General features: G+C 62.1%; 19 protein-coding genes. 14 read left to right on the top strand and 5 right to left on the bottom strand.

The window, feature by feature from the left end:
- Window positions 1–8: 8 nt before the first annotated feature.
- Window positions 9–329, bottom strand: coding sequence for a flagellar transcriptional regulator FlhD (gene flhD / locus KZJ38_RS35135; RefSeq protein ID WP_219801606.1), 321 nt, complete (start codon window positions 327–329; stop codon window positions 9–11).
- Window positions 330–1,011: 682 nt separating this feature from the next.
- Complete coding sequence (locus KZJ38_RS35130; RefSeq protein ID WP_485020626.1) at window positions 1,012–1,860, bottom strand: MmyB family transcriptional regulator; 849 nt, start codon at window positions 1,858–1,860, stop codon at window positions 1,012–1,014.
- Between the two features lie 317 nt (window positions 1,861–2,177).
- Here KZJ38_RS35130 and KZJ38_RS35125 point away from each other — a divergent pair, with 317 nt between their 5' ends.
- The 3 genes from KZJ38_RS35125 (at window position 2,178) to KZJ38_RS35115 (ending at window position 3,893) form a co-directional block, all read left to right on the top strand.
- Window positions 2,178–2,546, top strand: a complete 369-nt coding sequence (locus KZJ38_RS35125; RefSeq protein WP_219801605.1) for a nuclear transport factor 2 family protein — start codon at window positions 2,178–2,180, stop codon at window positions 2,544–2,546.
- A 32-nt stretch (window positions 2,547–2,578) separates the two neighbouring features.
- Window positions 2,579–2,929 carry a hypothetical protein gene (locus tag KZJ38_RS36825; protein WP_246641928.1) on the top strand — a complete coding sequence of 117 codons (351 nt, stop codon included), beginning with the start codon at window positions 2,579–2,581 and terminating at the stop codon, window positions 2,927–2,929.
- A 283-nt stretch (window positions 2,930–3,212) separates the two neighbouring features.
- On the top strand, window positions 3,213–3,893 hold the full coding sequence (locus KZJ38_RS35115; RefSeq protein ID WP_219801604.1) for a response regulator transcription factor: 681 nt from the start codon (window positions 3,213–3,215) through the stop codon (window positions 3,891–3,893).
- Window positions 3,894–3,927: 34 nt separating this feature from the next.
- Here the strand turns inward: KZJ38_RS35115 and KZJ38_RS35110 are convergent, their stop codons facing one another.
- Entirely contained in the window at window positions 3,928–4,824 is an 897-nt protein-coding gene (locus KZJ38_RS35110; RefSeq protein ID WP_219801603.1) for a fructose bisphosphate aldolase, read from the bottom strand.
- A 442-nt stretch (window positions 4,825–5,266) separates the two neighbouring features.
- Here KZJ38_RS35110 and deoC point away from each other — a divergent pair, with 442 nt between their 5' ends.
- The 8 genes from deoC to KZJ38_RS35070 all read left to right on the top strand — a co-directional run bounded on the left by deoC (window position 5,267) and on the right by KZJ38_RS35070 (window position 15,226).
- Window positions 5,267–6,277, top strand: a complete 1,011-nt coding sequence (gene deoC / locus KZJ38_RS35105; protein ID WP_219801602.1) for a deoxyribose-phosphate aldolase — start codon at window positions 5,267–5,269, stop codon at window positions 6,275–6,277.
- Between the two features lie 28 nt (window positions 6,278–6,305).
- Window positions 6,306–8,723, top strand: a complete 2,418-nt coding sequence (locus KZJ38_RS35100; protein WP_219801601.1) for an aldehyde dehydrogenase family protein — start codon at window positions 6,306–6,308, stop codon at window positions 8,721–8,723.
- Window positions 8,724–8,796: 73 nt separating this feature from the next.
- On the top strand, window positions 8,797–9,300 hold the full coding sequence (locus KZJ38_RS35095) for an RbsD/FucU family protein (protein WP_219801600.1): 504 nt from the start codon (window positions 8,797–8,799) through the stop codon (window positions 9,298–9,300).
- On the top strand, window positions 9,297–10,253 hold the full coding sequence (gene rbsK / locus KZJ38_RS35090; protein WP_219801599.1) for a ribokinase: 957 nt from the start codon (window positions 9,297–9,299) through the stop codon (window positions 10,251–10,253). The genes KZJ38_RS35095 and rbsK overlap by 4 nt, the downstream gene beginning before the upstream one ends.
- 36 nt (window positions 10,254–10,289) lie before the next feature.
- Window positions 10,290–11,333: an ABC transporter permease gene (locus KZJ38_RS35085; RefSeq protein ID WP_219801598.1), complete on the top strand. Its 1,044-nt coding sequence runs from the start codon at window positions 10,290–10,292 to the stop codon at window positions 11,331–11,333.
- Between the two features lie 92 nt (window positions 11,334–11,425).
- A complete protein-coding gene (locus tag KZJ38_RS35080) occupies window positions 11,426–12,430 on the top strand; it encodes an autoinducer 2 ABC transporter substrate-binding protein (protein WP_219801597.1) in 1,005 nt (334 codons plus the stop codon).
- A gap of 139 nt (window positions 12,431–12,569) precedes the next feature.
- Window positions 12,570–14,108 carry a sugar ABC transporter ATP-binding protein gene (locus tag KZJ38_RS35075; protein ID WP_219801596.1) on the top strand — a complete coding sequence of 513 codons (1,539 nt, stop codon included), beginning with the start codon at window positions 12,570–12,572 and terminating at the stop codon, window positions 14,106–14,108.
- Between the two features lie 68 nt (window positions 14,109–14,176).
- Complete coding sequence (locus KZJ38_RS35070) at window positions 14,177–15,226, top strand: ABC transporter permease (RefSeq protein ID WP_219801595.1); 1,050 nt, start codon at window positions 14,177–14,179, stop codon at window positions 15,224–15,226.
- 57 nt (window positions 15,227–15,283) lie between these two features.
- Here KZJ38_RS35070 and KZJ38_RS35065 read toward each other — a convergent pair whose 3' ends face one another.
- Window positions 15,284–16,009: a DeoR/GlpR family DNA-binding transcription regulator gene (locus tag KZJ38_RS35065; protein WP_219801594.1), complete on the bottom strand. Its 726-nt coding sequence runs from the start codon at window positions 16,007–16,009 to the stop codon at window positions 15,284–15,286.
- Between the two features lie 264 nt (window positions 16,010–16,273).
- Between KZJ38_RS35065 and KZJ38_RS35060 the strand changes: the two genes are divergently transcribed.
- A complete protein-coding gene (locus tag KZJ38_RS35060) occupies window positions 16,274–16,705 on the top strand; it encodes a DoxX family protein (protein ID WP_219801593.1) in 432 nt (143 codons plus the stop codon).
- 67 nt (window positions 16,706–16,772) lie between these two features.
- Complete coding sequence (locus KZJ38_RS35055; RefSeq protein WP_219801592.1) at window positions 16,773–17,045, top strand: hypothetical protein; 273 nt, start codon at window positions 16,773–16,775, stop codon at window positions 17,043–17,045.
- A gap of 4 nt (window positions 17,046–17,049) precedes the next feature.
- On the opposite strand, the gene KZJ38_RS35050 is transcribed toward KZJ38_RS35055, so the two are convergent.
- The gene (locus tag KZJ38_RS35050; RefSeq protein ID WP_219801591.1) at window positions 17,050–18,522 is read right to left on the bottom strand and encodes an MFS transporter; all 1,473 of its coding nucleotides are present in this window, start codon (window positions 18,520–18,522) and stop codon (window positions 17,050–17,052) included.
- Between the two features lie 160 nt (window positions 18,523–18,682).
- Here KZJ38_RS35050 and KZJ38_RS35045 point away from each other — a divergent pair, with 160 nt between their 5' ends.
- Window positions 18,683–19,420, top strand: coding sequence for a response regulator transcription factor (locus KZJ38_RS35045; RefSeq protein WP_219801590.1), 738 nt, complete (start codon window positions 18,683–18,685; stop codon window positions 19,418–19,420).
- The last annotated feature ends 82 nt before the right edge of the window (window positions 19,421–19,502 follow it).

Raw genomic sequence — 19,502 nt, 5'->3', positions numbered from 1 at the left:
CCTCCCGTTCAGGCAAACTGCTCTGCGGGCTGGCCGGCAAGCAGAATCGCCGTATGCGTCGAAGCGACTTCTGTGTGCTTCGACGTCTGCGTCAACGCCGACAGCATCGTGTGATCGTTGAAGCGGAAAAAGCATAAAAGCTGGTCGGAAGAGGCCAGCTTGACGATCTGCGCGAGAGACAGACCGGCCAGCAAATCAGCCAATTCCGACGACAGACCCAGCCGGAACATCCCGACTGGCTTGTCCTCGCGCAACATACGTTGCGCGAGCATGATGTACGACAGATTGATTTCGCGGATAGATTCCAGCGTCTCGCTGCTACGGTCCATTTTTTCGTTCCCGAAGCCCCGATTGTTTGTCGGCATTGCTATGCCGTTATGGTCTTTGAGTCGCCGGAAACGTTTGCTCCGTTCGCTCAAGGTCGCTCTGAAACAACTGGCGACTCTTTGATACAGGTCGTTACATTTAGTAACAGCACGGAGCGAATTGTATGAACACGTTTTGCAGAAAGCAATCCTTTTCTCAAAAAAATGTCTCAAAAATTCAACGCAATTCCGGTAAGTTTTTCACAAAGCCGTAATAGTCTTTGACGGGTCAACGAGTTCGCGCGTCGACATGGCTGGAAGCCTTGCTAGGAAAGGGCTTGGGAAATTTTGCCGAAGCTTGTCGCGAGACTTGTGCGGACGCTGCAGCAGCCAATTCTTTTAAGAAAGGGAAAAGCAAGGGATTGCTGTTCGCGGTAAAAACTGCGGGTATTCCCTTGTCGACGCGAAAGGCGAATTTGTAACGCCTATGCACATTGGATGTAACAAACTCGGCGCGCGCGTCCGGGCATTTGTAACTGGTTACGGGCGCTTTTAGCGATTGGGTGCTGCGAGGGTGGGAATGCTTAACGGAAGTTGTGAATCCGGCCTTGCCTGGCGGGGCTGTGCGGCCGCCTAAGGCTCTTGGGGTGCTCAGGGCGGCTCGTAACCGGCCGCGCTGTCCATGGCTCGCTGCCGCGTTTGTTACCTATGTCGCCTGCATCGAGGCCAGCTCGCGCAACGTGTCGGCGGTCTGCTGGTCGGCCGGGAAGAACGCCTCGATGGCGAGTTCCGACAGCGTGACGTCGACCGGCGTGCCGAACACCGTTGTCGTGCTGAAGAACGACAGCACACCGTGCGGCGTAGCGAGTCGCAACGGCACCACGATCTGATCGACTGGCGCCGTCTCTGCGGGCTGCGTATCCTGGGCGCCTGATGGCGCCGGGTAGCCGGCCAGTTCCTCGTGCAAGGCCGCGAGCGTTGCGTCGCCGCTCACTTCGACCTGCCGCTGCAGCCGCGCGAGCAGGTGCGCGCGCCACGCGTGCCAGTTGACGATCGAGGACGCGATGCCGTCCGGATGCAGCGAGAGGCGCAACGCGTTGACCGGGGGCGCGAGCAGCGCGGGCGAGGCCGCCGCGATGAGCGGCGCCAGCGCGCGGTTTGCGGCGACGATGGTCCAGTGCCGGTCGACCGCGATGGCCGGATAGGGCTCGTGGCCCTTCAATACCCGCTCCACGGCTTCGCGTGCGGCGCCCAGCTGCGGATCGGACAGCGGCCGCTCGCGAAAGAGCGGTGCATATCCGGCCGCCACGAGCAGCGCATTGCGCGCGCGCAGCGGCACGTCGAGCCGTTCGGCGAGATGCATGATCATTTCGCGGCTCGGCGTGGCCCGCCCAGACTCAACAAAGCTCAAATGGCGCGTCGACACGTCCGCTTCGGACGCGAGCAGCAACTGGCTCATGCGGCGTCGCTGACGCCATTCGCGCAACAGGTCGCCGACGGTCCGGCTCATCGGCGGTACCGCGCGCTCGCTCGGGGAAAAGGTGTGCGTGTCCATGCCGGCGATGATAGCCAATGCGCGCCCGAAATCCATTACCTCCGAGGTAACGGGACGCGCAGGCGAAATCGCCATGGCGGAACCGGAGTCAGGAATACATCGGCGGCCATGGGTGTTTTGTCCTTCACAGGCTGTTTCGATCTGCCGTCCTTACGTAGTGCGAGCGGTTCGTGAAAGACGCGTTGCGAACCCATTACCTCGCACGTAATCGACTTCCGGCCGCGCATCGCAGAACCTTCAGTCAGAGCTTGCAGCGAACATTCAACTTCGTCTCGCCGCTCTGGATCAACCGATCAATCTTTCTGAAGGAGCTTGCAATGAATGCGCACACGGCTTTGGTCGATCGTTATTTCGACACCTGGAACGAAACCGACGCGTCACGCCGCAAGGAACTGATCGCCGCGACGTGGGCAAGCGATGCCACGTATGCCGACCCGTTGCTGTCCGCGCAGGCGCACGACGGCATCGACGCGATGATCCGCGCGGTGCACGAGCGCTTTCCGCAACACACGTTTCGCCGTACGACCGCGGTCGACAGTTTCGCGGATCGCCTGAGATTTTCGTGGGAATTGTCGACGCCTGAAGGTGTTTCGATTATCAAAGGCTCCGATTTCGGTCAGGTCGATGCGAGCGGACGCTTGCAGACGGTCACCGGCTTTCTCGACGAAGCGCCGGCGGCAGCTTGATATCAATTCGTTACTGACAAGGAGAACTTCAAATGCATGAGCCCGCTGCCGCGCCACCCGCCGCAAAATTCGCGCGTGCGCTTGGTGTCGTCGATGCGCTGTCTGCCGCGATCGCGGGTTTCGCGTTATTCGCCGGCACGCGCGCGTTCGCGTTCCTCGCGATCGTCGCGCTTCGCGAACCGGTGCTGGGCGGCACGGGGCTCATGCTGCTTGCGATGGTCGGATGGGTCAGGTGGTTTTGCCGGCATGTCGTCGTTGAGCGGCAGGCCACCCGGCGTGCGGCCGCGCAAGGCGGCTTGCAAGACGAACACTCATCCTGCGGCGCGCCCGTGTCCGTGACGCAGGACTACGCCGCTGCGTCGGATTCCTCATCGCTTGCCTAGCGGGTCGTAGCGGGCCACGCTCCCGCTTGCTCGCGCGATTCTGCGCATCGGATCTGCGTACCTCGTCTGCGCTCATTTGCGTCATCAATCGCGCTTAAAAACCGCGTCCCATTCCATACAGTGATGACTGATATTCGGATGCGGCATTCAGCTTAAAAACGTGACAAGATCTGCCAAAGCACTTGAGTAGTCGTTCTATCGCGCGTTTAACACGCGTGATGAGTGCATTAATGCGAGCGCATGCATTATTGAATTGCGCTCATTCGAGTGATGAAGCAGAAGCATGATCAAAAGTGAGTCCGCAGCGCCTGCTGTGACGAGTGCGGCACAGGCAATCGTCTATGTAATCGACGACGACAATTCAATACGCGAAGCAGTAAGCGCATTACTGAGATCGGTCGGCATGCGCGTCGAAACCTTTTCGAGCGCGCATGAATTCTTCGCTTATGAAATGCCCGATATGCCCGCGTGCCTGATTCTCGACGTGCGATTGCGTGGACAAAGCGGCCTTGTCGTGCAGGAACAGATCGCCGCGCAACAGATGAGAATTCCGATTGTATTCATGACCGCGCACGGCGATATTGCGATGTCGGTCAGGGCGATGAAGGCGGGCGCCGCCGATTTTCTCGCCAAGCCGTTTCGCGACCAGGATCTGCTCGATGCCGTGACGCTCGCGCTCTCCGACGACGAAGAGCGCCGCGAAGCCGATCGTTCGTTTGCGGAGTTGCGGCGCCGTTATGCATCGCTGACGCCGCGCGAGCGGCAGGTGATGGCGCGCGTGGTCAACGGCTTGCGCAACCGGCAGATTGCCGAAGAAATGAGCCTCAGCGAAAACACGACGAAGTTTCACCGCAATCAGGCGATGAAAAAGATGCAGTCGAAGTCGCTGGTGGATTTCGTATTGATGGGCGGCGTGCTTGGATTGCAGGAAACGTCGCATCAAAAAAGCGGGGCTGGTATATAGGCCAGCCCCGCCTTGATCACACACTAAAACGCGTTCAGTTCTTGACGACCGACGCCTGATAGATCTGATCGATCGCCTTGGACAGTGTCGAATTGAACTCGCTGTCGCTCATCGATTTCTTCAGGTCGTTGATCAGCGCGCGCGAGAAGCTGGCGATCACGCCATCGTTCGACGCGAGACGCTCGCACGCATCGTCGAGCGTATAGCCGCCCGATAGCGCGACGACGCGCACGACGCGCGGATGATCGACCAGCGGCTGATAGAAGTCCGGCACTTCCGGCAGCGTCAGCTTCAGCATGACCTGGCTCGTTTCCGGCAGCGCATTGAGGCCCTTGTGCAGTTCGGCGAGCAGCACCTTTTCGGCGCCGGCCTTGTCGGGCGTCTTGATCGACACTTCCGGTTCGAGAATCGGCACGAGCCCATGCTTGCTGATCTGCGCGCCGAATTCGAACTGCTGTTTGACGATCGCGGCGATGCCCGCGGCCGAATTCTGGTTGATCAGCGAACGCATTTTCGTGCCGAAGATGCCGAGCTTCGCCGCGCGCTCGAGCAGCGCGTCGAGGCCGGGGATCGGTTTCATCAGACGAACGCCGTCGGCTTCTTCGAGGAGGCCCTTGTCGACCTTCAGGAACGGCACCACGCCGCGGTCTTCCCACAGGAACGACGGCGCGGGCTTGCCCTCCACCTGGCCGTCCATCGTCATTTCAAACAGGATCGCGCCGATCACCTTGTCGCCGGTGAACGACGGCGCTGTGATGATGCGCGCGCGCATCTCGTGCATCAGCTTGAACATTTCCGCGTCGCCGCTATAGGCGTCTTCCGGAATTCCGTATTGCTTCAGTGCACCGGGCGTCGAGCCGCCGCTCTGATCGAGAGCAGCGATGAATCCCGGCTTGTCAGTCATCTGCGCAAGCATTTTGTCGTTTGCCATGAGCGTTTCTCCGTGAGCTAAAACAAAAATCGCTGCAAAGCGCACCCGCTTCGGGTCCGTTGAATCCGTCGATATGAAAGTGTACTGGCAATGGCGGGCGATCTCGTGAAATCGATGCGACGCCGCGCTTGGCGGGCCGCGCAGAGCCGGGCTCACGCGCCTCCACCTTTCGGTTTAGCCTTCGCATTGAGCAACGTATGTGCCGCGCATTCCGTCCGCTTTGACACGCTGACCCGCGTTTTAGGTGAAAACCCCGATACGTGCGTGCACCGGGCCGGAAGCCTTGTGCGGCGGGGCGCCGGCGCGCGCGCGGCCGGTAGCGGATGAACAGTGGCGTGAAATCAACGTAACGACACTTGTTAAGATCCTCTCATTGGAATACGATTGATTGCGAACAAACCATCAGTCGTTGCTGTGCATTGCACAAAACCGCGAACGTCTCATGCCTGAAGCTTCTACCTTGTCTTCCTCCGTCGTCGCGCTGTCGCGCGGCGCCATCGTCCATCCCGCGCGCAACCCTGGCGTACCGTTCGATCCTTCGTGGTTCGACGAGATGCGGGTCAATCAATCGGCAGTCGAGCGGCGCACCGCGACGCTCGGCACGCGCCGCACCGTCAAGAAAGATGCGCAGGCCGCCTGGCTGCTCAAAGCGATCACCTGCATCGATCTCACGACGCTGAACGGCGACGATACTGAAGGCCGCGTGCGGCGCCTGTGCGCGAAAGCGCGCCAGCCGGTGCGCGCGGACCTCCTCGCCGAACTCGGCATCGCGCCGCACGGCATCACCACGGGCGCAGTGTGCGTGTATCACCGTTTCGTCGCCACCGCGGTCGATGCGCTGCGCGGCAGTGGCATTCCGGTGGCGGCGGTTTCGACGGGTTTCCCGGCGGGTCTCAATCCGCACGAGCTGAAACTGAAGGAGATCGAAGCGTCGGTGGCCGACGGCGCCGAAGAAATCGATATCGTCGTCACGCGCGAGTATGTGCTGACCGGCAACTGGCGCGCGCTCTATGAAGAAGTGCGCGACTTCCGCGCCGCGTGCGGCCACGCGCATCTGAAAGCGATTCTCGCGACCGGCGATATCCGCACGCTGTCGAACGTGGCGCGTGCATCGATGGTCTGCATGATGGCCGGCGCCGATTTCATCAAGACGTCGACGGGCAAGGAGGGCGTGAACGCGACGCTCGACGTGTCGCTCGTGATGGTCCGCATGATTCGCGAATATCACGCGCGCACGGGAGTGCTGATCGGCTTCAAGCCGGCCGGCGGCGTCTCCGATGCGAAGACCGCGTTGCTCTATCAGATCCTGATGAAGGAAGAGCTGGGCCGCCCCTGGCTCGAGCCCGAATTGTTCCGGATCGGCGCGTCGAGCCTGCTTGCCGATATCGAGCGTCAGCTCGAGCATCACGCGAGCGGCCGTTACTCGTCCTTCAATCGCCACCCCGTGGCATAACGTTGCATCCGCAAGCATTCCGATTCTCATGAGCGTAGCCGAGTATTTTTCATCGATGGATTACGGTCCCGCACCGGAGGACGACAAGCCCGCACGCGCGTGGCTTGCGCAGCATCACGGCGTCTTCGGTCATTTCATCGGCGGCGCGTGGCGCGCGCCGTCTTCGAGCGAGCGTTTCGCGACGCACGAGCCGGCAACGGGCGAGGAACTCGCGCAGATCGCGCAGGGCGATACGGCCGATGTCGATGCGGCGGTGGCTGCCGCGCGCGCCGCGCAACCCGCATGGCGCGCGCTGGGCGGCGCGGGCCGTGCGCGGCACCTGTATGCGCTGGCGCGCATGGTGCAGCGGCATAGCCGTCTGTTCGCGGTGCTCGAGGCGCTCGATAACGGCAAGCCGATTCGCGAAACGCGCGACCTCGATATTCCGCTCGTCGCGCGGCACTTTCTGCACCACGCCGGCTGGGCGCAACTGCAGGACAGCGAATTCGCGGACTACGCGCCGCTCGGCGTGATCGGCCAGATCGTGCCGTGGAATTTCCCGCTGCTGATGCTCGCGTGGAAGATCGCGCCCGCGCTCGCCACGGGCAACTGCGTCGTATTGAAACCGGCCGAATACACGCCGCTCACCGCCTTGCTGTTCGCTGAACTCGCGCAGCGCGCGGGGTTGCCGTCGGGCGTGCTCAACGTCGTGACGGGCGACGGCCGCACCGGCGCGGCGCTGGTCGATCATCCGGACGTCGACAAGATCGCGTTCACCGGTTCGACTGAAGTGGGCCGTCTGATTCGCGAAGCCACAGCGGGCTCCGGCAAATCGCTGACGCTCGAACTCGGCGGCAAGTCGCCGTTTATCGTATTCGACGATGCGGACCTCGACGGCGCCGTTGAAGGCGTGGTCGACGCGATCTGGTTCAATCAGGGCCAGGTGTGCTGCGCAGGTTCGCGCCTGCTCGTGCAGGAAGGCGTCGAAGCGCGCTTTATCGAAAAGCTCAAGCGCCGCATGGCGACGCTGCGCGTCGGGCCGTCGCTCGACAAGGGCATCGATATTGGCGCGATCGTCGATCCGGTCCAGCTCGAGCGGATCCAGTCGCTCGTCGAAGCAGGGCGGCGCGAAGGTTGCCAGGTCTGGCAATCGTCGGAAACCGACATGCCGCGCCAGGGCTGCTTCTATCCGCCGACGCTCGTGACCGGCGTCGCGCCTGCGTCGATGCTCGCGCAGGAAGAGATTTTCGGCCCCGTGCTGGTAACGATGAGCTTTCGCACACCCGACGAAGCGGTTTCGCTCGCCAACAACACGCGTTATGGGCTTGCCGCCAGCGTCTGGAGCGAGACGATCGGCCGCGCGCTCGATATCGCGCCGCGTCTTGCGTGCGGTGTGGTCTGGGTCAACGCAACGAATCTGTTCGACGCGGCGGTCGGCTTCGGCGGCTATCGCGAGTCGGGCTATGGCCGCGAAGGCGGGCGCGAGGGCATTCACGAATACCTGAAGCCGAACGCCTGGCTTAATCTGCCGCAGCGGCGTGCGGTACAGCGCGTAGCGAGCGAAGCGTTGACGGCTGACGGCGTTGAAAATGCAAGCGTTGCATGGCAGTCGGACGATCCGTTCGGCGTCGATCGCACCGCCAAGCTTTTTGTCGGCGGCAAGCAGGTGCGGCCGGACAGCGGCTATTCGTTGCCCGTGTACGCAGCGGACGGCTCGCTCGCGGGCGAAGTCGGCGCGGGCAACCGCAAGGACATTCGCAATGCGGTGGCCGCCGCGCGCAACGCGCAGAAATGGTCGGGCACAACCGCCCATAACCGCGCGCAGGTGCTGTATTTCCTTGCTGAAAACCTCGCGGTGCGTTCGCATGAGTTTGTCGCGCAATTGATGGCGCGCACGGGCGCGAGCGAAGCGCAAGCACGCAACGAAGTCGAAGCATCGGTCAATCGCCTCTTCACGTACGCGGCGTGGGCCGACAAGTACGACGGCGCCGTGCATGCGCCGCCGCTGCGCGGCGTGGCGCTTGCGATGCACGAGCCGCTCGGCGTGATCGGCATTGCGTGCCCGGACGAAGCGCCGCTGCTCGCGTTCGTGTCGCTGGTGGCGCCGGCGCTGGCGATGGGCAATCGCGTGATCGCCTTGCCGAGCGAGACGTGCCCGCTTGCCGCAACGGATTTTTATCAGGTCGTGGAAACATCGGATGTGCCCGCGGGCGTGCTGAATATCGTCACCGGCGAGCGCGCGGGTTTGCTCGACGCGCTTGCCAAACATGACGACGTCGACGCGCTCTGGTGTTTCGGCGATGCAAGCGAATCGACGAAGGTCGAGCGCGTGTCGACCGGCAACCTGAAGCGCACGTTCGTCGACTACGGGCGCCGCTTCGACTGGTTCGACCGCTCGACTGAAGGGCAGGCGCTGCTGCGCCAGGCTGTGCAGGTGAAGAACATCTGGATCCCGTACGGCGATTGATACGCGTGATGTCCAAAGGTTGAAGGCTAACCTTGCAATCACGCTTCACGCCAATCGAAACGGAGGAGACAACGTGCTGAAGAATGTAGATCCGCTGCTCAATGCCGACGTGCTGTACGCGCTGCGCGCGATGGGGCACGGCGACGAGCTGATCATTTGCGATGCGAATTTTCCCGCCGACTCCGTTGCGCGTGCAACGGTACTCGGCAAGCTGCTGCGTATCGACGGCGCCGATGCGCCCCGCGCGGTTCGCGCGGTGCTGTCCGTGATGCCGCTCGACACCTTCGTCGACGATCCGGCGCTGCGCATGGAAGTGGTCGGCGAGCCGAATACCATTCCGGCCGTGCAGCGCGAAGCGCAAGCGGAAGTGAATGCGGCGGAAGGCCGTGAGCTTGCGTTCAGATCGATCGAACGCTTCGCGTTTTACGAGCGCGCCCGCAAGGCTTATTGCGTGATCGCGACCGGCGAGCAACGCGGTTATGGCTGTTTCGTATTCAAGAAAGGCGTGCAGCTCGCGCCGGACGCCGCGAAGCAAGTCCCCATGGGGGGCGCCGCGAAGAAGGATCAAGGCAAATGACCACGCAGTCGCAAGTGCAAGGCCGCGTGGTGATCCTCGGCATCTACGTGACCGATCTGACGTTTCGTGCGGCGCGCATGCCGCTGATCGGCGAAACCATTGCCGGGTCCGCTTTCGCGATGGGCCCCGGCGGCAAGGGCTCGAACCAGGCTGTCGCAGCCGCGCGCGCGGGCGCCGATGTGGTGTTCTGCACGCGCCTCGGTAACGACGCATTCGGTGAGATCGCGCAAGCGACGTGGAAGGCCGAAGGCATCACGTCACGCGCGAAGATCGTCGAAGGCGCATCGACGGGCGCCGCGCACATTTTCGTCGACGACACGACGGGCATGAACGCGATCATCGTCGCGTCGGGCGCCGCGGGCACGATGAGTGCCGCGGACGTCGACGAAATCGAAGCCGATATCGCCAGTGCGCGTGTGTTCGTCACGCAGCTCGAGCAGCCGATTCCGGCTGCGAAACGCGGCCTCGAAGTCGCGCGCAAGCACGGCGTGACGACGGTGTTCAATCCCGCTCCCGCGTTGCCGCTCGACGACGACATCTTCCCGCTGTGCGACTACATCACGCCGAACGAAACCGAAGCCGCGGCGCTGACCGGCATGCCCGTCAACGACATCGACGACGCGCGCCGCGCAGCCGACGTGCTGCTGAAAAAGGGCGTCGGCACGGTCATCGTCACGCTCGGTGAAGCCGGTGCGCTGCTGCATTCGGCGCAGCAATCGGTGTTCGTGGCCGCGTATCGCTGCGGACGTGTCGTCGAGACCGCGGGCGCCGGCGACGGCTTCACCGGCGGTTTCGCGGCGGCGCTGGCGCGTGGCGAAGACGCCGTTTCGGCGATGCGCTTCGGTAGCGCGCTCGCGGGGATTTCGGTTACGCGTCCTGGTACCGCGCCGTCGATGCCGACGCGCCGGGAAATCGATGAAGTGCTCGGCCGCGAGGCCGAGGCGGCACGCTAAACGCGGGCGAACGGATCAGTCGTAAGGAAGGCGCGAATGAACGGATCTCTTCTCTCAAGATGGTTTCATGACCGGCAGCTGAATTTTCTGCTCGCCGTGAATCTGGTGGTCGTGCTTGTCGCGATCGGGTTGTCGCATGGCGCGTTTGTCGGTATCGACAATCTGCAGTCGATGGGCGCGCAGCTTCCCGAAATCGCGCTGCTTGCACTCGGCATCATGCTGTCGATGCTGTCGGGCAACGGCGGCATCGACCTTTCCGGCGTCGGGCTCGCGAACCTGTCGGGCATGATCGCGGCGCTGATCGTGCCGAAGTTCGTGAGCGGCGACGATTCGCCGGCGCTGTTTACCGCACTGTTCTGCGTGATCGTGCTGGTTTCGGGGCTGATCGGCGGCCTGTTGAACGGCATTATCATCGCGCGCCTCAAGCTCACGCCGATTCTTTGCACGCTCGGCACGCAGCTGCTGTTCACGGGCATTGCCGTGGCGCTTAGCAATGGCGCATCGGTGCACGTCGATTACGTCGAGCCGCTTTCCGACATCGGCAACGGCACGTTTTTCCAGGTGCCGATCCAGTTCATCATCTTTATGGGGGCCGTCGTATTGCTCGGCTGGCTGCTCAGGCGCACGCCGTTCGGCCTGCGTCTCTATCTGATGGGCACGAACCAGCGCGCCGCGTTCTACGCAGGCATTCCGCGCGACCGGATGCTGATCATCACCTACACGATGTGCGGCGTGCTCGCTTCGCTGGCGGGGCTGGTCAGCGTGTCGCACACGCTGAGCGCGAAATGGGATTACGGCAATTCGTATCTCCTGATCGCGATCCTGATCGCGGTGATGGGCGGGGTGAATCCGGCCGGTGGCTACGGACGCATCATCTGCGTGTTCTTTGCTGCAACCGTGCTGCAGTTCCTGTCGAGCCTGTTCAATCTGCTTGGCGTCTCGCAGTTTTTCGGCGATTGCGCGTGGGGCTTTCTGCTGCTGCTCTCGCTTGCGTTCGCGGGCGGTGTGCGCGTGCGTGCGATCTTCGGCCTCGAAGCAAAGCCGCCGCAAACCGGCGGCAAGCGTGAAGCGCGCGGTTAGCGCGCCGCAATGAAATCGGGCGGGCGACGTGCCTCGGGCGTCCGTCTTCGTCAATCGTGGGGCATCAACGAATAAGTCAGGAGACAACTAATATGAAATCCGTACGATTCAGCGTTGCCCTCACAGCATGCGCGCTTGCCGCCGGTGTCGCGGCCACTGCCTATGCGGCAACCAATGAAACGATTGTCACGGTGGTCAAGGTGACGGGCATCAGCTGGTTCAACCGGATGGACGAAGGCGTCAAGGAGTTCGGCAAGGAGAACCCCGGCATCACGGTTTATCAGACGGGCCCGGGGCGTGCCGATGCGGCACAGCAGCTGAAGATTATCGAAGACCTGATCGCGAAGAAAGTGAACGCGATCGCGGTCGTTCCGTATGACCCGCCGACGCTCGAACCGGCGCTCAAGAAAGCGATGGACCGCGGCATCAAGGTCGTCACGCACGAAGCGGACAACGAGAAGAACACGAATGTCGACGTCGAGGCCTTCGACAATAGCGAGTACGGCGCTGCGCTCAACGAGCGGCTCGCGTCGTGCATGCATAGCGAAGGCAAGTGGGCGACGCTGGTCGGCTCGCTCGGCAGCCGCTCGCAGGTGCAGTGGGCCGACGGCGGCATCGCCAATGCGGCGAAGAAGTACCCGAAGATGCAGCTTGTCGAGAAGAACCTCGAAACGAATAACGACGGCGAGCGCGCCTACGAAGTGGCGAAGGAAGTGCTGCGCAAATACCCCGATCTGAAAGGCTTTCAGGGGTCGTCGTCGCTCGACGTGATCGGCATCGGCCGCGCGGTCGAGGAATCGGGCCGGCAGGGCAAGATCTGCGTGTACGGCACAGGCCTTCCGACCGAAGCGGGCAAGTACCTCGAAAGCGGCGCGATCAACGGCATTGCGTTCTGGGATCCGAAGCTTGCTGGCATTGCAATGAACAAGGTCGCGAAGATGCTGCTCGACGGCAAGACAGTCGAAAACGGCGCGAACCTCGGTCTGCCGGGCTACGAGAAGGTGACCGTGTCGAAAGGCCCGGGTAAGGGCATTATCGTTCGTGGTCAGGGCTGGGTCAGCGTCGACAAGTCGAACTACAAGCAATACTCGTTCTAAGCAGGATTAGTTGGCATTTCGAATCAGCTTTGTTCCTGTCTTTAACTCTTGTGTTACCGCGCATCCGCGCCATGTCATGCAGTGTGCAGTGTGTTTTTTCCGGCGTGGATGCGCGTTTGAAGACTAACGGCTTTGTATCATGAACTCACCCGTTTCCTCGACACCGTTTCTCGAAGTGGTCGGCGTGCACAAGCGCTTTACCGGCGTGCATGCGCTGCGCGGCGTGAGCCTGTCGTTCCAGCGCGGGCAGATCTATCACCTGCTCGGCGAAAACGGCTGCGGCAAGAGCACGCTGATCAAGATCATCTCGGGTGCGCAGCCGCCCGATGAAGGCGAACTCGTGATCGAAGGCGTGCGGCATGCGCGCCTGTCGGCGCTCGAGTCGCTCGCGGCCGGCATCGAGACTGTGTATCAGGATCTGTCGCTGCTGCCGAACATGAGCGTTGCGGAAAACGTTGCGCTCACAACGGAACTGGCCGAGCACAAGGGGCGCCTTGCGCGCACCTTCGATCGCAAGGCGCTCATGGAAACGGCAAAGCGCGCATTGCATGCGGTCGGCCTGCCCGGCGATCCGGAATTCCAGGCGACGCTCATCGAACAGCTGCCGCTGGCGACGCGCCAGCTCGTCGCAATCGCACGCGCGATTGCGAGCGAAGCGAAGTTCGTGATCATGGACGAACCGACCACGTCGCTCACGCAAAAGGAAGTCGATAACCTGATCGCCGTGCTTGCCGACCTGCGCGCGCAAGGCGTGACGGTGCTGTTTGTGAGCCACAAGCTCGACGAATGCTATGCGATCGGCGGTGAAGTGATCGTGCTGCGCGATGGCCAGAAGATGGCGCAAGGCCCGATCGAGCAGTACACGAAAGCGCAGATCAGCGAACTGATGACGGGGCGGCGACTGTCGAACGAGCGTTACCGCGAAGGCGGCACGGGCGTCGGCAGCGAAATCGTGCTCGACGTCAGGCATCTGACGCGTGCGGGGCAGTTCAGCGATGTGTCGTTCACCCTGCAGCGCGGCGAAATTCTCGGCGTGACGGGGCTGCTCGATTCGGGCCGCAACGAACTGGCGCGCGCGCTGGCCGGCGTCGCGCCGGCGGAAAAAGGCGAACTGACGCTCGACGGCAAATCGATTACCGTGCGCACGCCTTCCGATGCGAAAGAACACCGCATCGGCTACGTGCCCGAAGACCGCCTCAATGAAGGCCTGTTTCTCGACAAGCCGATTCGCGACAACGTGATTACCGCGATGATCTCGAGCTTGCGCGACCGCTTCGGCCAGGTCGACCGCGCCCGCGCCCAGGCGCTCGCGGTAGAAACCGTGAAAGAACTGCAGATCGCCACCCCCGATGTCGACAAGCCCGTGCAATCGCTGTCAGGCGGCAACCAGCAACGCGTGCTGATCGGCCGCTGGCTTGCGATCGACCCGCGCGTGCTGATTCTGCATGGGCCGACCGTCGGTGTCGACGTCGGTTCGAAGGACATCATTTATCGCATCATGCAGCGGCTGTCGCAGCAGGGCATCGGCATCATTCTGATTAGCGACGACTTGCCCGAACTGCTGCAGAACTGCGACCGCATTCTGATGATGAAGAAGGGCCGCGTCGCGAACGAATACCGCGCGGACCAGTTGCACGAAGCGGACCTGTATCGCGCGTTGCTGTCGGAAGCAGCTTGAGCACAGCTTGAGCATGAGCAGACGCAGATTCAGCGCTTCGAAGTTTTAAAGCTTAAAGGAAGTCAACGATGTCATCGAGCGTGAACCGGACCATGGCCACTTCCAACGTCGGCAAAATTGCACCCGAGGTCAAGCCGCCCAGCTGGCGCGCGCGTCTTGCGCGCCAGCCGGAATGGTTTACCTTCGGCCTGATCGTCGTGGCGTGCGTAATCGTCGGCGCGATCAACCCGCGCTTTTTCCAGTTCGCCACACTGTTCGACCTGCTGCATTCGGCGACCACGGTGTCGCTATTCGCGCTCGGCACGCTCGTCGTGCTCGCGTCGGGCGGCATCGACGTGTCGTTCACCGCGATCGCCGCGCTGACCATGTACGCGATCACGAAGGCCGTGTTCGCGTGGTGGCCCGATGCGCCGTTCGCGCTGATTCTGCTGACGGGCGCCATCGGCGGCATTCTTCTCGGGCTCATCAACGGCGTGCTCGTCTATCGGCTCAAGGCGCCGTCGCTGATCGTGACGATCGGCACGCAATACCTGTATCGCGGGATTTTGCTGACCTTCATCGGCACCGTGTTCTTTATGAACATCCCGCACAGCATGGATCACTTCGGGCGCATTCCGCTGTTTTTCTATCACACGACCGACGGTCTGCGCGCGGTGTTGCCGGCGTCGGTGCTCGCGCTCGTGATTGCGGCAGTGGTGACGTGGTGGCTGCTCAATCGCACGATGATGGGACGCGGCGTCTATGCAATGGGCGGCAGCCTCGCGATTGCGGAGCGGCTCGGCTACAACCTGCGCGCGATTCATCTGTTTGTGTTCGGCTATACGGGCATGCTGGCCGGTATCGCGGGCATTCTGCACGTGTCGAACAACCGGCTCGCCAATCCGTTCGACCTCGTGGGCACGGAACTCGATGTGATCGCGGCGGTGATTCTTGGCGGCGCGCGCATTACCGGCGGCACCGGCACGGTGGTGGGTACGCTGCTTGGCGTCGTGCTCGTGACGCTGATCAACAACGTGCTGATTCTGGTCGGCGTGCCGAGCACCTGGCAGAAGGTGATTATCGGCGCGTTTATTCTGATCGCCGGCACGCTGTTCGCGCTGCAGCGCAAGAAGCAGTAAAGCGCGGCGCGCGGGGCGCGCCAAACCATCCATCACGCGATGCAAAAACGCCGGCGCTTATTTAGGCCGGCGTTTCTCTTGTCCTTTCTCGGTGATGATCGAATCGAAATCGTCGATCTGCGAAAAGCGCACCGCCTTCACCACACCAAATTTGCTGCTGTCCACCACGAGGTGGCTTTCGACTGCGCTGGCCATGGCGGCCTGCTTGAGCGCGACCTCATGAAAATTCCAGCACGTGACGCCGCGCGCCGGATCGACGCCGCCTGCCGAAAGAAACGCCTTGTTGATGCCCATGCGGCGCAGCACGTCGATGCTTTCCTCGCCGGAAAACGAATCGGACGATGGCACATAGACACCGCCTAGCAGGATCATCCGCACATTCGGCTTGCGCCGCAGAATTTCGGCCACGTTCAACGAATAACAGACAACCGTCACATTCGTTTCTGCGGAAATCAGCCGCGCGAGCGTGGTGAGCGTCGTCCCGCAGTCGATGAAGATCGTTTCGTTGCTGACAATCAACCCTGCCGCAATCGACGACGCTTCGGCCTTCGCCTGCGCAAAGTGATCCTGTTCCTCTTCGAGTGAATAGCCGGCGTTATTGGGCACGTCGGTCGCGCTAACGATATAGCCGCCGAGATACGTGAATTTTCCTGGACTCGCAGCGATGTCGCGGCGCACCGTCATTTCCGAAACGCCGAGCAGTGACGCCGCATCGCGCAGACGCATCACACTTTGCCTTGCCAACGCATCGGCAAGCACGCGCAGACGTTCAGTTTTGAGCATGGAATCCTCGAGGGCGACGCGTTGGGGGCACGTCAGGAATGGCGTTATATTTCGTTCGAGTTATGAGAGGATTATAACAACGCATGTGACACGCGGTGGTTTAAAAACACGCTTTAGAACGCTTTTTTACGCGATGCACGTACTTTTTTGCAGCATCCCATACCTGGTGCATATAACGGCAATGGCGAACCCGCGCCACGCTAATCAGGGAACTGACGCTTTTTCGCAAGGTCTTCTGCATATTTGAAAGGGAGGAGACTATCCATGTCGCGTGCCGTCGAGTCCGGCGTGATTTTTCTTGCGCGTGTTGCACTTGCGGTGCTGTTCCTCTGGGGCGCAGCGATGAAAGGGCTCGGTTACGCAAGTTTTGTCGGTTACCTGCAGGCGCAGGGCGTGCCGTTCGTGACATTCGCAGCCCCGCTTGTCATTGCGATCGAGCTGCTTGGCGGAATTTTTCTCGTGGTGGGCTTCAGGATTCGCGCGGTCGGTTTGATTCTTGCGATCTACACGGTGGCGACCGCGATTCTCGGGCATGATTTCTGGAATGTCACGGATGCCGCCCTGCAGCGCGACATGGTCGTGCATTTCTGGAAGAACATTGCGATTGCGGGCGGCTTCCTGTTATTGACCGTGACCGGCGCGGGGGGCATCAGCATCGATGGTGCACGGGCGCCGCGTAGTGGGCTGAGCCTCTAGTGGGCCTGAGCCTCTAATGGGCCCCGAGCCTCTAGTGGGCTTTAGTGAGCTGACAAGGAGCACGCAAATGATTCAAGCTTTCGACCATTCGATTGGTGGCCAGGTCTTGCAGTTTTGCGCGAGCCTCGGCGAAGGGCCGACACCGCATCGCGTCATCATCAGCCAGGCCGATTCGGCCAAGACGCTCGTTATTCTCGATGCGTCCGGTTTGATCAGCACGATCAAGGCTGAAATAGAAGAGCCCGAAGATCTCGTTGCAAACGCGATTCGCAAAACGCAGAGCGAAGGGCTCATCGAAAAGGCCCTCGATTCCGGGGAAATTCAGGAAGTCACCCTGTAAGGCCTTATCCGCGTGCATGCGGATGAGGTTCGACACCGCGCGCAAGCACCGCGGCGAGCAGCAGAATAGCCGTCGAAATGGCCATCGCGGCGTGCAGGCCGTCCACGATATGCGCGGCTTGCGCGCCGCTCGCGAGCGCGCCGAATGCCGCGACCCCGACCGCGCCGCCGGCCTGGCGCGCGGTATTGAGCACCGCCGAGGCCGTGCCGGCGCGCTGCGCGTCGGCTGATGCGAGCACCGCGGTCGTCATCGCGGGAACGGCGAGCCCCATGCCGGACGGAATCAGCAGAAACGGCACGAGCAATGCCCACCATGGCGTCTGCGCGCCGACCTGATGCAGGAGCCCGTAGCCGAGCGCGGCAATCAAGGAGCCGGTCAGCATCGGCACGCGCGCGCCGAATTTGCCGACCACCCAGCCGCTCACGACGTTCGAAACCAGAAATCCTCCGGTGAGCGGCAGGAAGGCGAGGCCCGCCTGCAACGGCGTATCGCCGCGCACACGCTGCAGGAACAGGCTCAATACGAACACAACACCGTAGTACGTCAGATTCACGCAGATGCCGAACAGCACGGCAGCGCTGAACGTGCGCTTGCGGAACAGCGACAGCGGCAGCATCGGTGTGGCGATGCGCCGCTCGGTTGCGATGAACGCCCACGCGGCGGCGAGCGCAAGGCCAAAACCACCCGCGACAAACGGATGCGTGAGTCCGAGCGGCCGCCATTGGATGACCGCGCCTGTGAATGCGGTCAACGCTACGACTGCGAATAGCTGACCGAGCGGATCGATGCCGCGCGCCGCTGCATGTGGTGCGGCAGTCGTCGAGTTCGATGCGTTCGCTATGTTCGTTGCAGGCGCAGCTTTCGGCAGCCACGCGAAGGTTGCCGCGAGGCCCGCCGCGCACAATGGCAGATTCACGAGAAAGATGCTGCGCCAGCCGAATGCATCGATCAGCACACCGCCGATCACCGGACCGGCCGCGATCGAAATCGAGCCTGTGGCGGTCCATAGGCCGACCGCACGCGCGCGCAGCTTGGGATCATGCGCGCACGACCGGTTGAGCAGCGCCAGCGAATTCGGCAGCATCGCAGCCGCGCCGATGCCCTGGCACGCGCGCGCGGCGACCAGCCATGCGCCATTCGAGGCGAGCCCGCACAGCAATGATGCAAACGCGAACAGCGCGATCCCGGCTGCGAACATTCTGCGGGCTCCGAAACGATCGCCGAGCGCGCCTGCCGACAGCATCAGCACCGCGAACGCGAGCGTGTACGCGTCGACGATCCATTGCAGCGCTGTGACGTTCGCATGAAGGTCCGCGCCGATGCGCGCGAGCGCGACATTGACGATCGTGACATCGAGTTGTGTGACGACAAAGCCGACGCTGACTGTCGCAACGATTCGTGCCAGCGCGGGCGTCAAACGCGACGAGGAGGCCGATGGCGACGGCCCGGACGAGGAGGAAACGGATAGGGTTTTCATGACACCCATGGTAGGGCGAAGTGTTGTCGCAACGTTTCGGGCTCTCGCGAAATATCGACGCGAATATCGGCGCAAAGCCGCAAATTCAGACTGATCTTATGGGCACAGGTATTTGGTGCCCAGAGAATCGCCACCGAGGCAACAGTCGAGAATTTTTACAATGCGTATAGCAATCCTTCAACGCGACCCGGTGCGAAGCAAGCAACTGGAGCGCATCCTTGTACAGGCCGGCCATAGCTGCATGGTCTATGACGATGGTCTGACCATGTCGAAAGCGCTCGCGCGATCCACCGCGGATCTGCTCGTGCTCGATTGGCACGGTGTCCGAATGTCTGGCATCGACGTATTGAAATCGATGCGCGCCGTGAACGGCGATCGCGTGCCGGTCATCTTCGCATCGACCGACGACTCCGAAGAAAGCGTCGTGCGCGCGCTGATCGCCGGCGCCGACGACTACGTGACTTTTCCGGTGCGTACCGCGGAATTCCGCGAGCGGGTCACGTCGCTATTGCGGCGCGCCTATCCGGAGCGATTCGGCGTGTCGAGTTTCGACGTCGGGCCGTACCATTTCGATACGCGCCGTCAGATCGTGACCTTGCGCGGCACACCGGTGCAGCTTTCGGGCACGCAGTTTCGCCTGGCCGCGCTGTTCTTTTCGAATGTGGGCCGCGTGCTGTCGCGCGATCATATCTTCGCGATGGTGTGGGGGCGCGAGTTTCGCGAAGTCACGCGCACGATCGATAGTCACGTGTCGCGCCTGCGTCTGCTGTTGCAAATCGAAGAGCACAACGACTACCGTCTGCAACCGGTGTACAAGAGCGGCTACCGGCTTCTTTGCGTGCGCGAGGAAAACGCAGCGGCTGAAGGGGCAGAAACGGCCGCGGCCGCCGCGGCCTGATCGTTTAAAAGAAGAGCGCGCGGCAAGGGCCGCGCGCGGTATGCATCAACCGGATTGATTTGGCCGGATGCTTCCGCCGGCT

Origin of the sequence: Paraburkholderia edwinii (assembly GCF_019428685.1) — a bacterium.
Taxonomy (GTDB): domain Bacteria; phylum Pseudomonadota; class Gammaproteobacteria; order Burkholderiales; family Burkholderiaceae; genus Paraburkholderia; species Paraburkholderia edwinii.
The sequence above is the reverse complement of the archived record's forward strand: the minus strand, read 5'-3'. Positions and strand labels throughout refer to the sequence as shown.

What these genes read in the sequence shown, in the direction of transcription:
- KZJ38_RS35075 (WP_219801596.1), top strand. Translation starts at nt 12,570, where the DNA reads ATGAACTCACCCGTTTCCTCGACACCGTTTCTCGAAGTGGTCGGCGTG.
- KZJ38_RS35110 (WP_219801603.1), bottom strand. Translation starts at nt 4,824, where the DNA reads ATGGCAAACGACAAAATGCTTGCGCAGATGACTGACAAGCCGGGATTC.
- KZJ38_RS35045 (WP_219801590.1), top strand. Translation starts at nt 18,683, where the DNA reads ATGCGTATAGCAATCCTTCAACGCGACCCGGTGCGAAGCAAGCAACTG.
- deoC (WP_219801602.1), top strand. Translation starts at nt 5,267, where the DNA reads ATGCCTGAAGCTTCTACCTTGTCTTCCTCCGTCGTCGCGCTGTCGCGC.
- KZJ38_RS35070 (WP_219801595.1), top strand. Translation starts at nt 14,177, where the DNA reads ATGTCATCGAGCGTGAACCGGACCATGGCCACTTCCAACGTCGGCAAA.
- rbsK (WP_219801599.1), top strand. Translation starts at nt 9,297, where the DNA reads ATGACCACGCAGTCGCAAGTGCAAGGCCGCGTGGTGATCCTCGGCATC.
- KZJ38_RS35130 (WP_485020626.1), bottom strand. Translation starts at nt 1,860, where the DNA reads ATGGACACGCACACCTTTTCCCCGAGCGAGCGCGCGGTACCGCCGATG.
- KZJ38_RS35080 (WP_219801597.1), top strand. Translation starts at nt 11,426, where the DNA reads ATGAAATCCGTACGATTCAGCGTTGCCCTCACAGCATGCGCGCTTGCC.
- KZJ38_RS35050 (WP_219801591.1), bottom strand. Translation starts at nt 18,522, where the DNA reads ATGAAAACCCTATCCGTTTCCTCCTCGTCCGGGCCGTCGCCATCGGCC.
- KZJ38_RS35065 (WP_219801594.1), bottom strand. Translation starts at nt 16,009, where the DNA reads ATGCTCAAAACTGAACGTCTGCGCGTGCTTGCCGATGCGTTGGCAAGG.
- KZJ38_RS36825 (WP_246641928.1), top strand. Translation starts at nt 2,579, where the DNA reads ATGCATGAGCCCGCTGCCGCGCCACCCGCCGCAAAATTCGCGCGTGCG.
- KZJ38_RS35060 (WP_219801593.1), top strand. Translation starts at nt 16,274, where the DNA reads ATGTCGCGTGCCGTCGAGTCCGGCGTGATTTTTCTTGCGCGTGTTGCA.
- KZJ38_RS35100 (WP_219801601.1), top strand. Translation starts at nt 6,306, where the DNA reads ATGAGCGTAGCCGAGTATTTTTCATCGATGGATTACGGTCCCGCACCG.
- KZJ38_RS35085 (WP_219801598.1), top strand. Translation starts at nt 10,290, where the DNA reads ATGAACGGATCTCTTCTCTCAAGATGGTTTCATGACCGGCAGCTGAAT.
- flhD (WP_219801606.1), bottom strand. Translation starts at nt 329, where the DNA reads ATGGACCGTAGCAGCGAGACGCTGGAATCTATCCGCGAAATCAATCTG.
- KZJ38_RS35125 (WP_219801605.1), top strand. Translation starts at nt 2,178, where the DNA reads ATGAATGCGCACACGGCTTTGGTCGATCGTTATTTCGACACCTGGAAC.
- KZJ38_RS35115 (WP_219801604.1), top strand. Translation starts at nt 3,213, where the DNA reads ATGATCAAAAGTGAGTCCGCAGCGCCTGCTGTGACGAGTGCGGCACAG.
- KZJ38_RS35055 (WP_219801592.1), top strand. Translation starts at nt 16,773, where the DNA reads ATGATTCAAGCTTTCGACCATTCGATTGGTGGCCAGGTCTTGCAGTTT.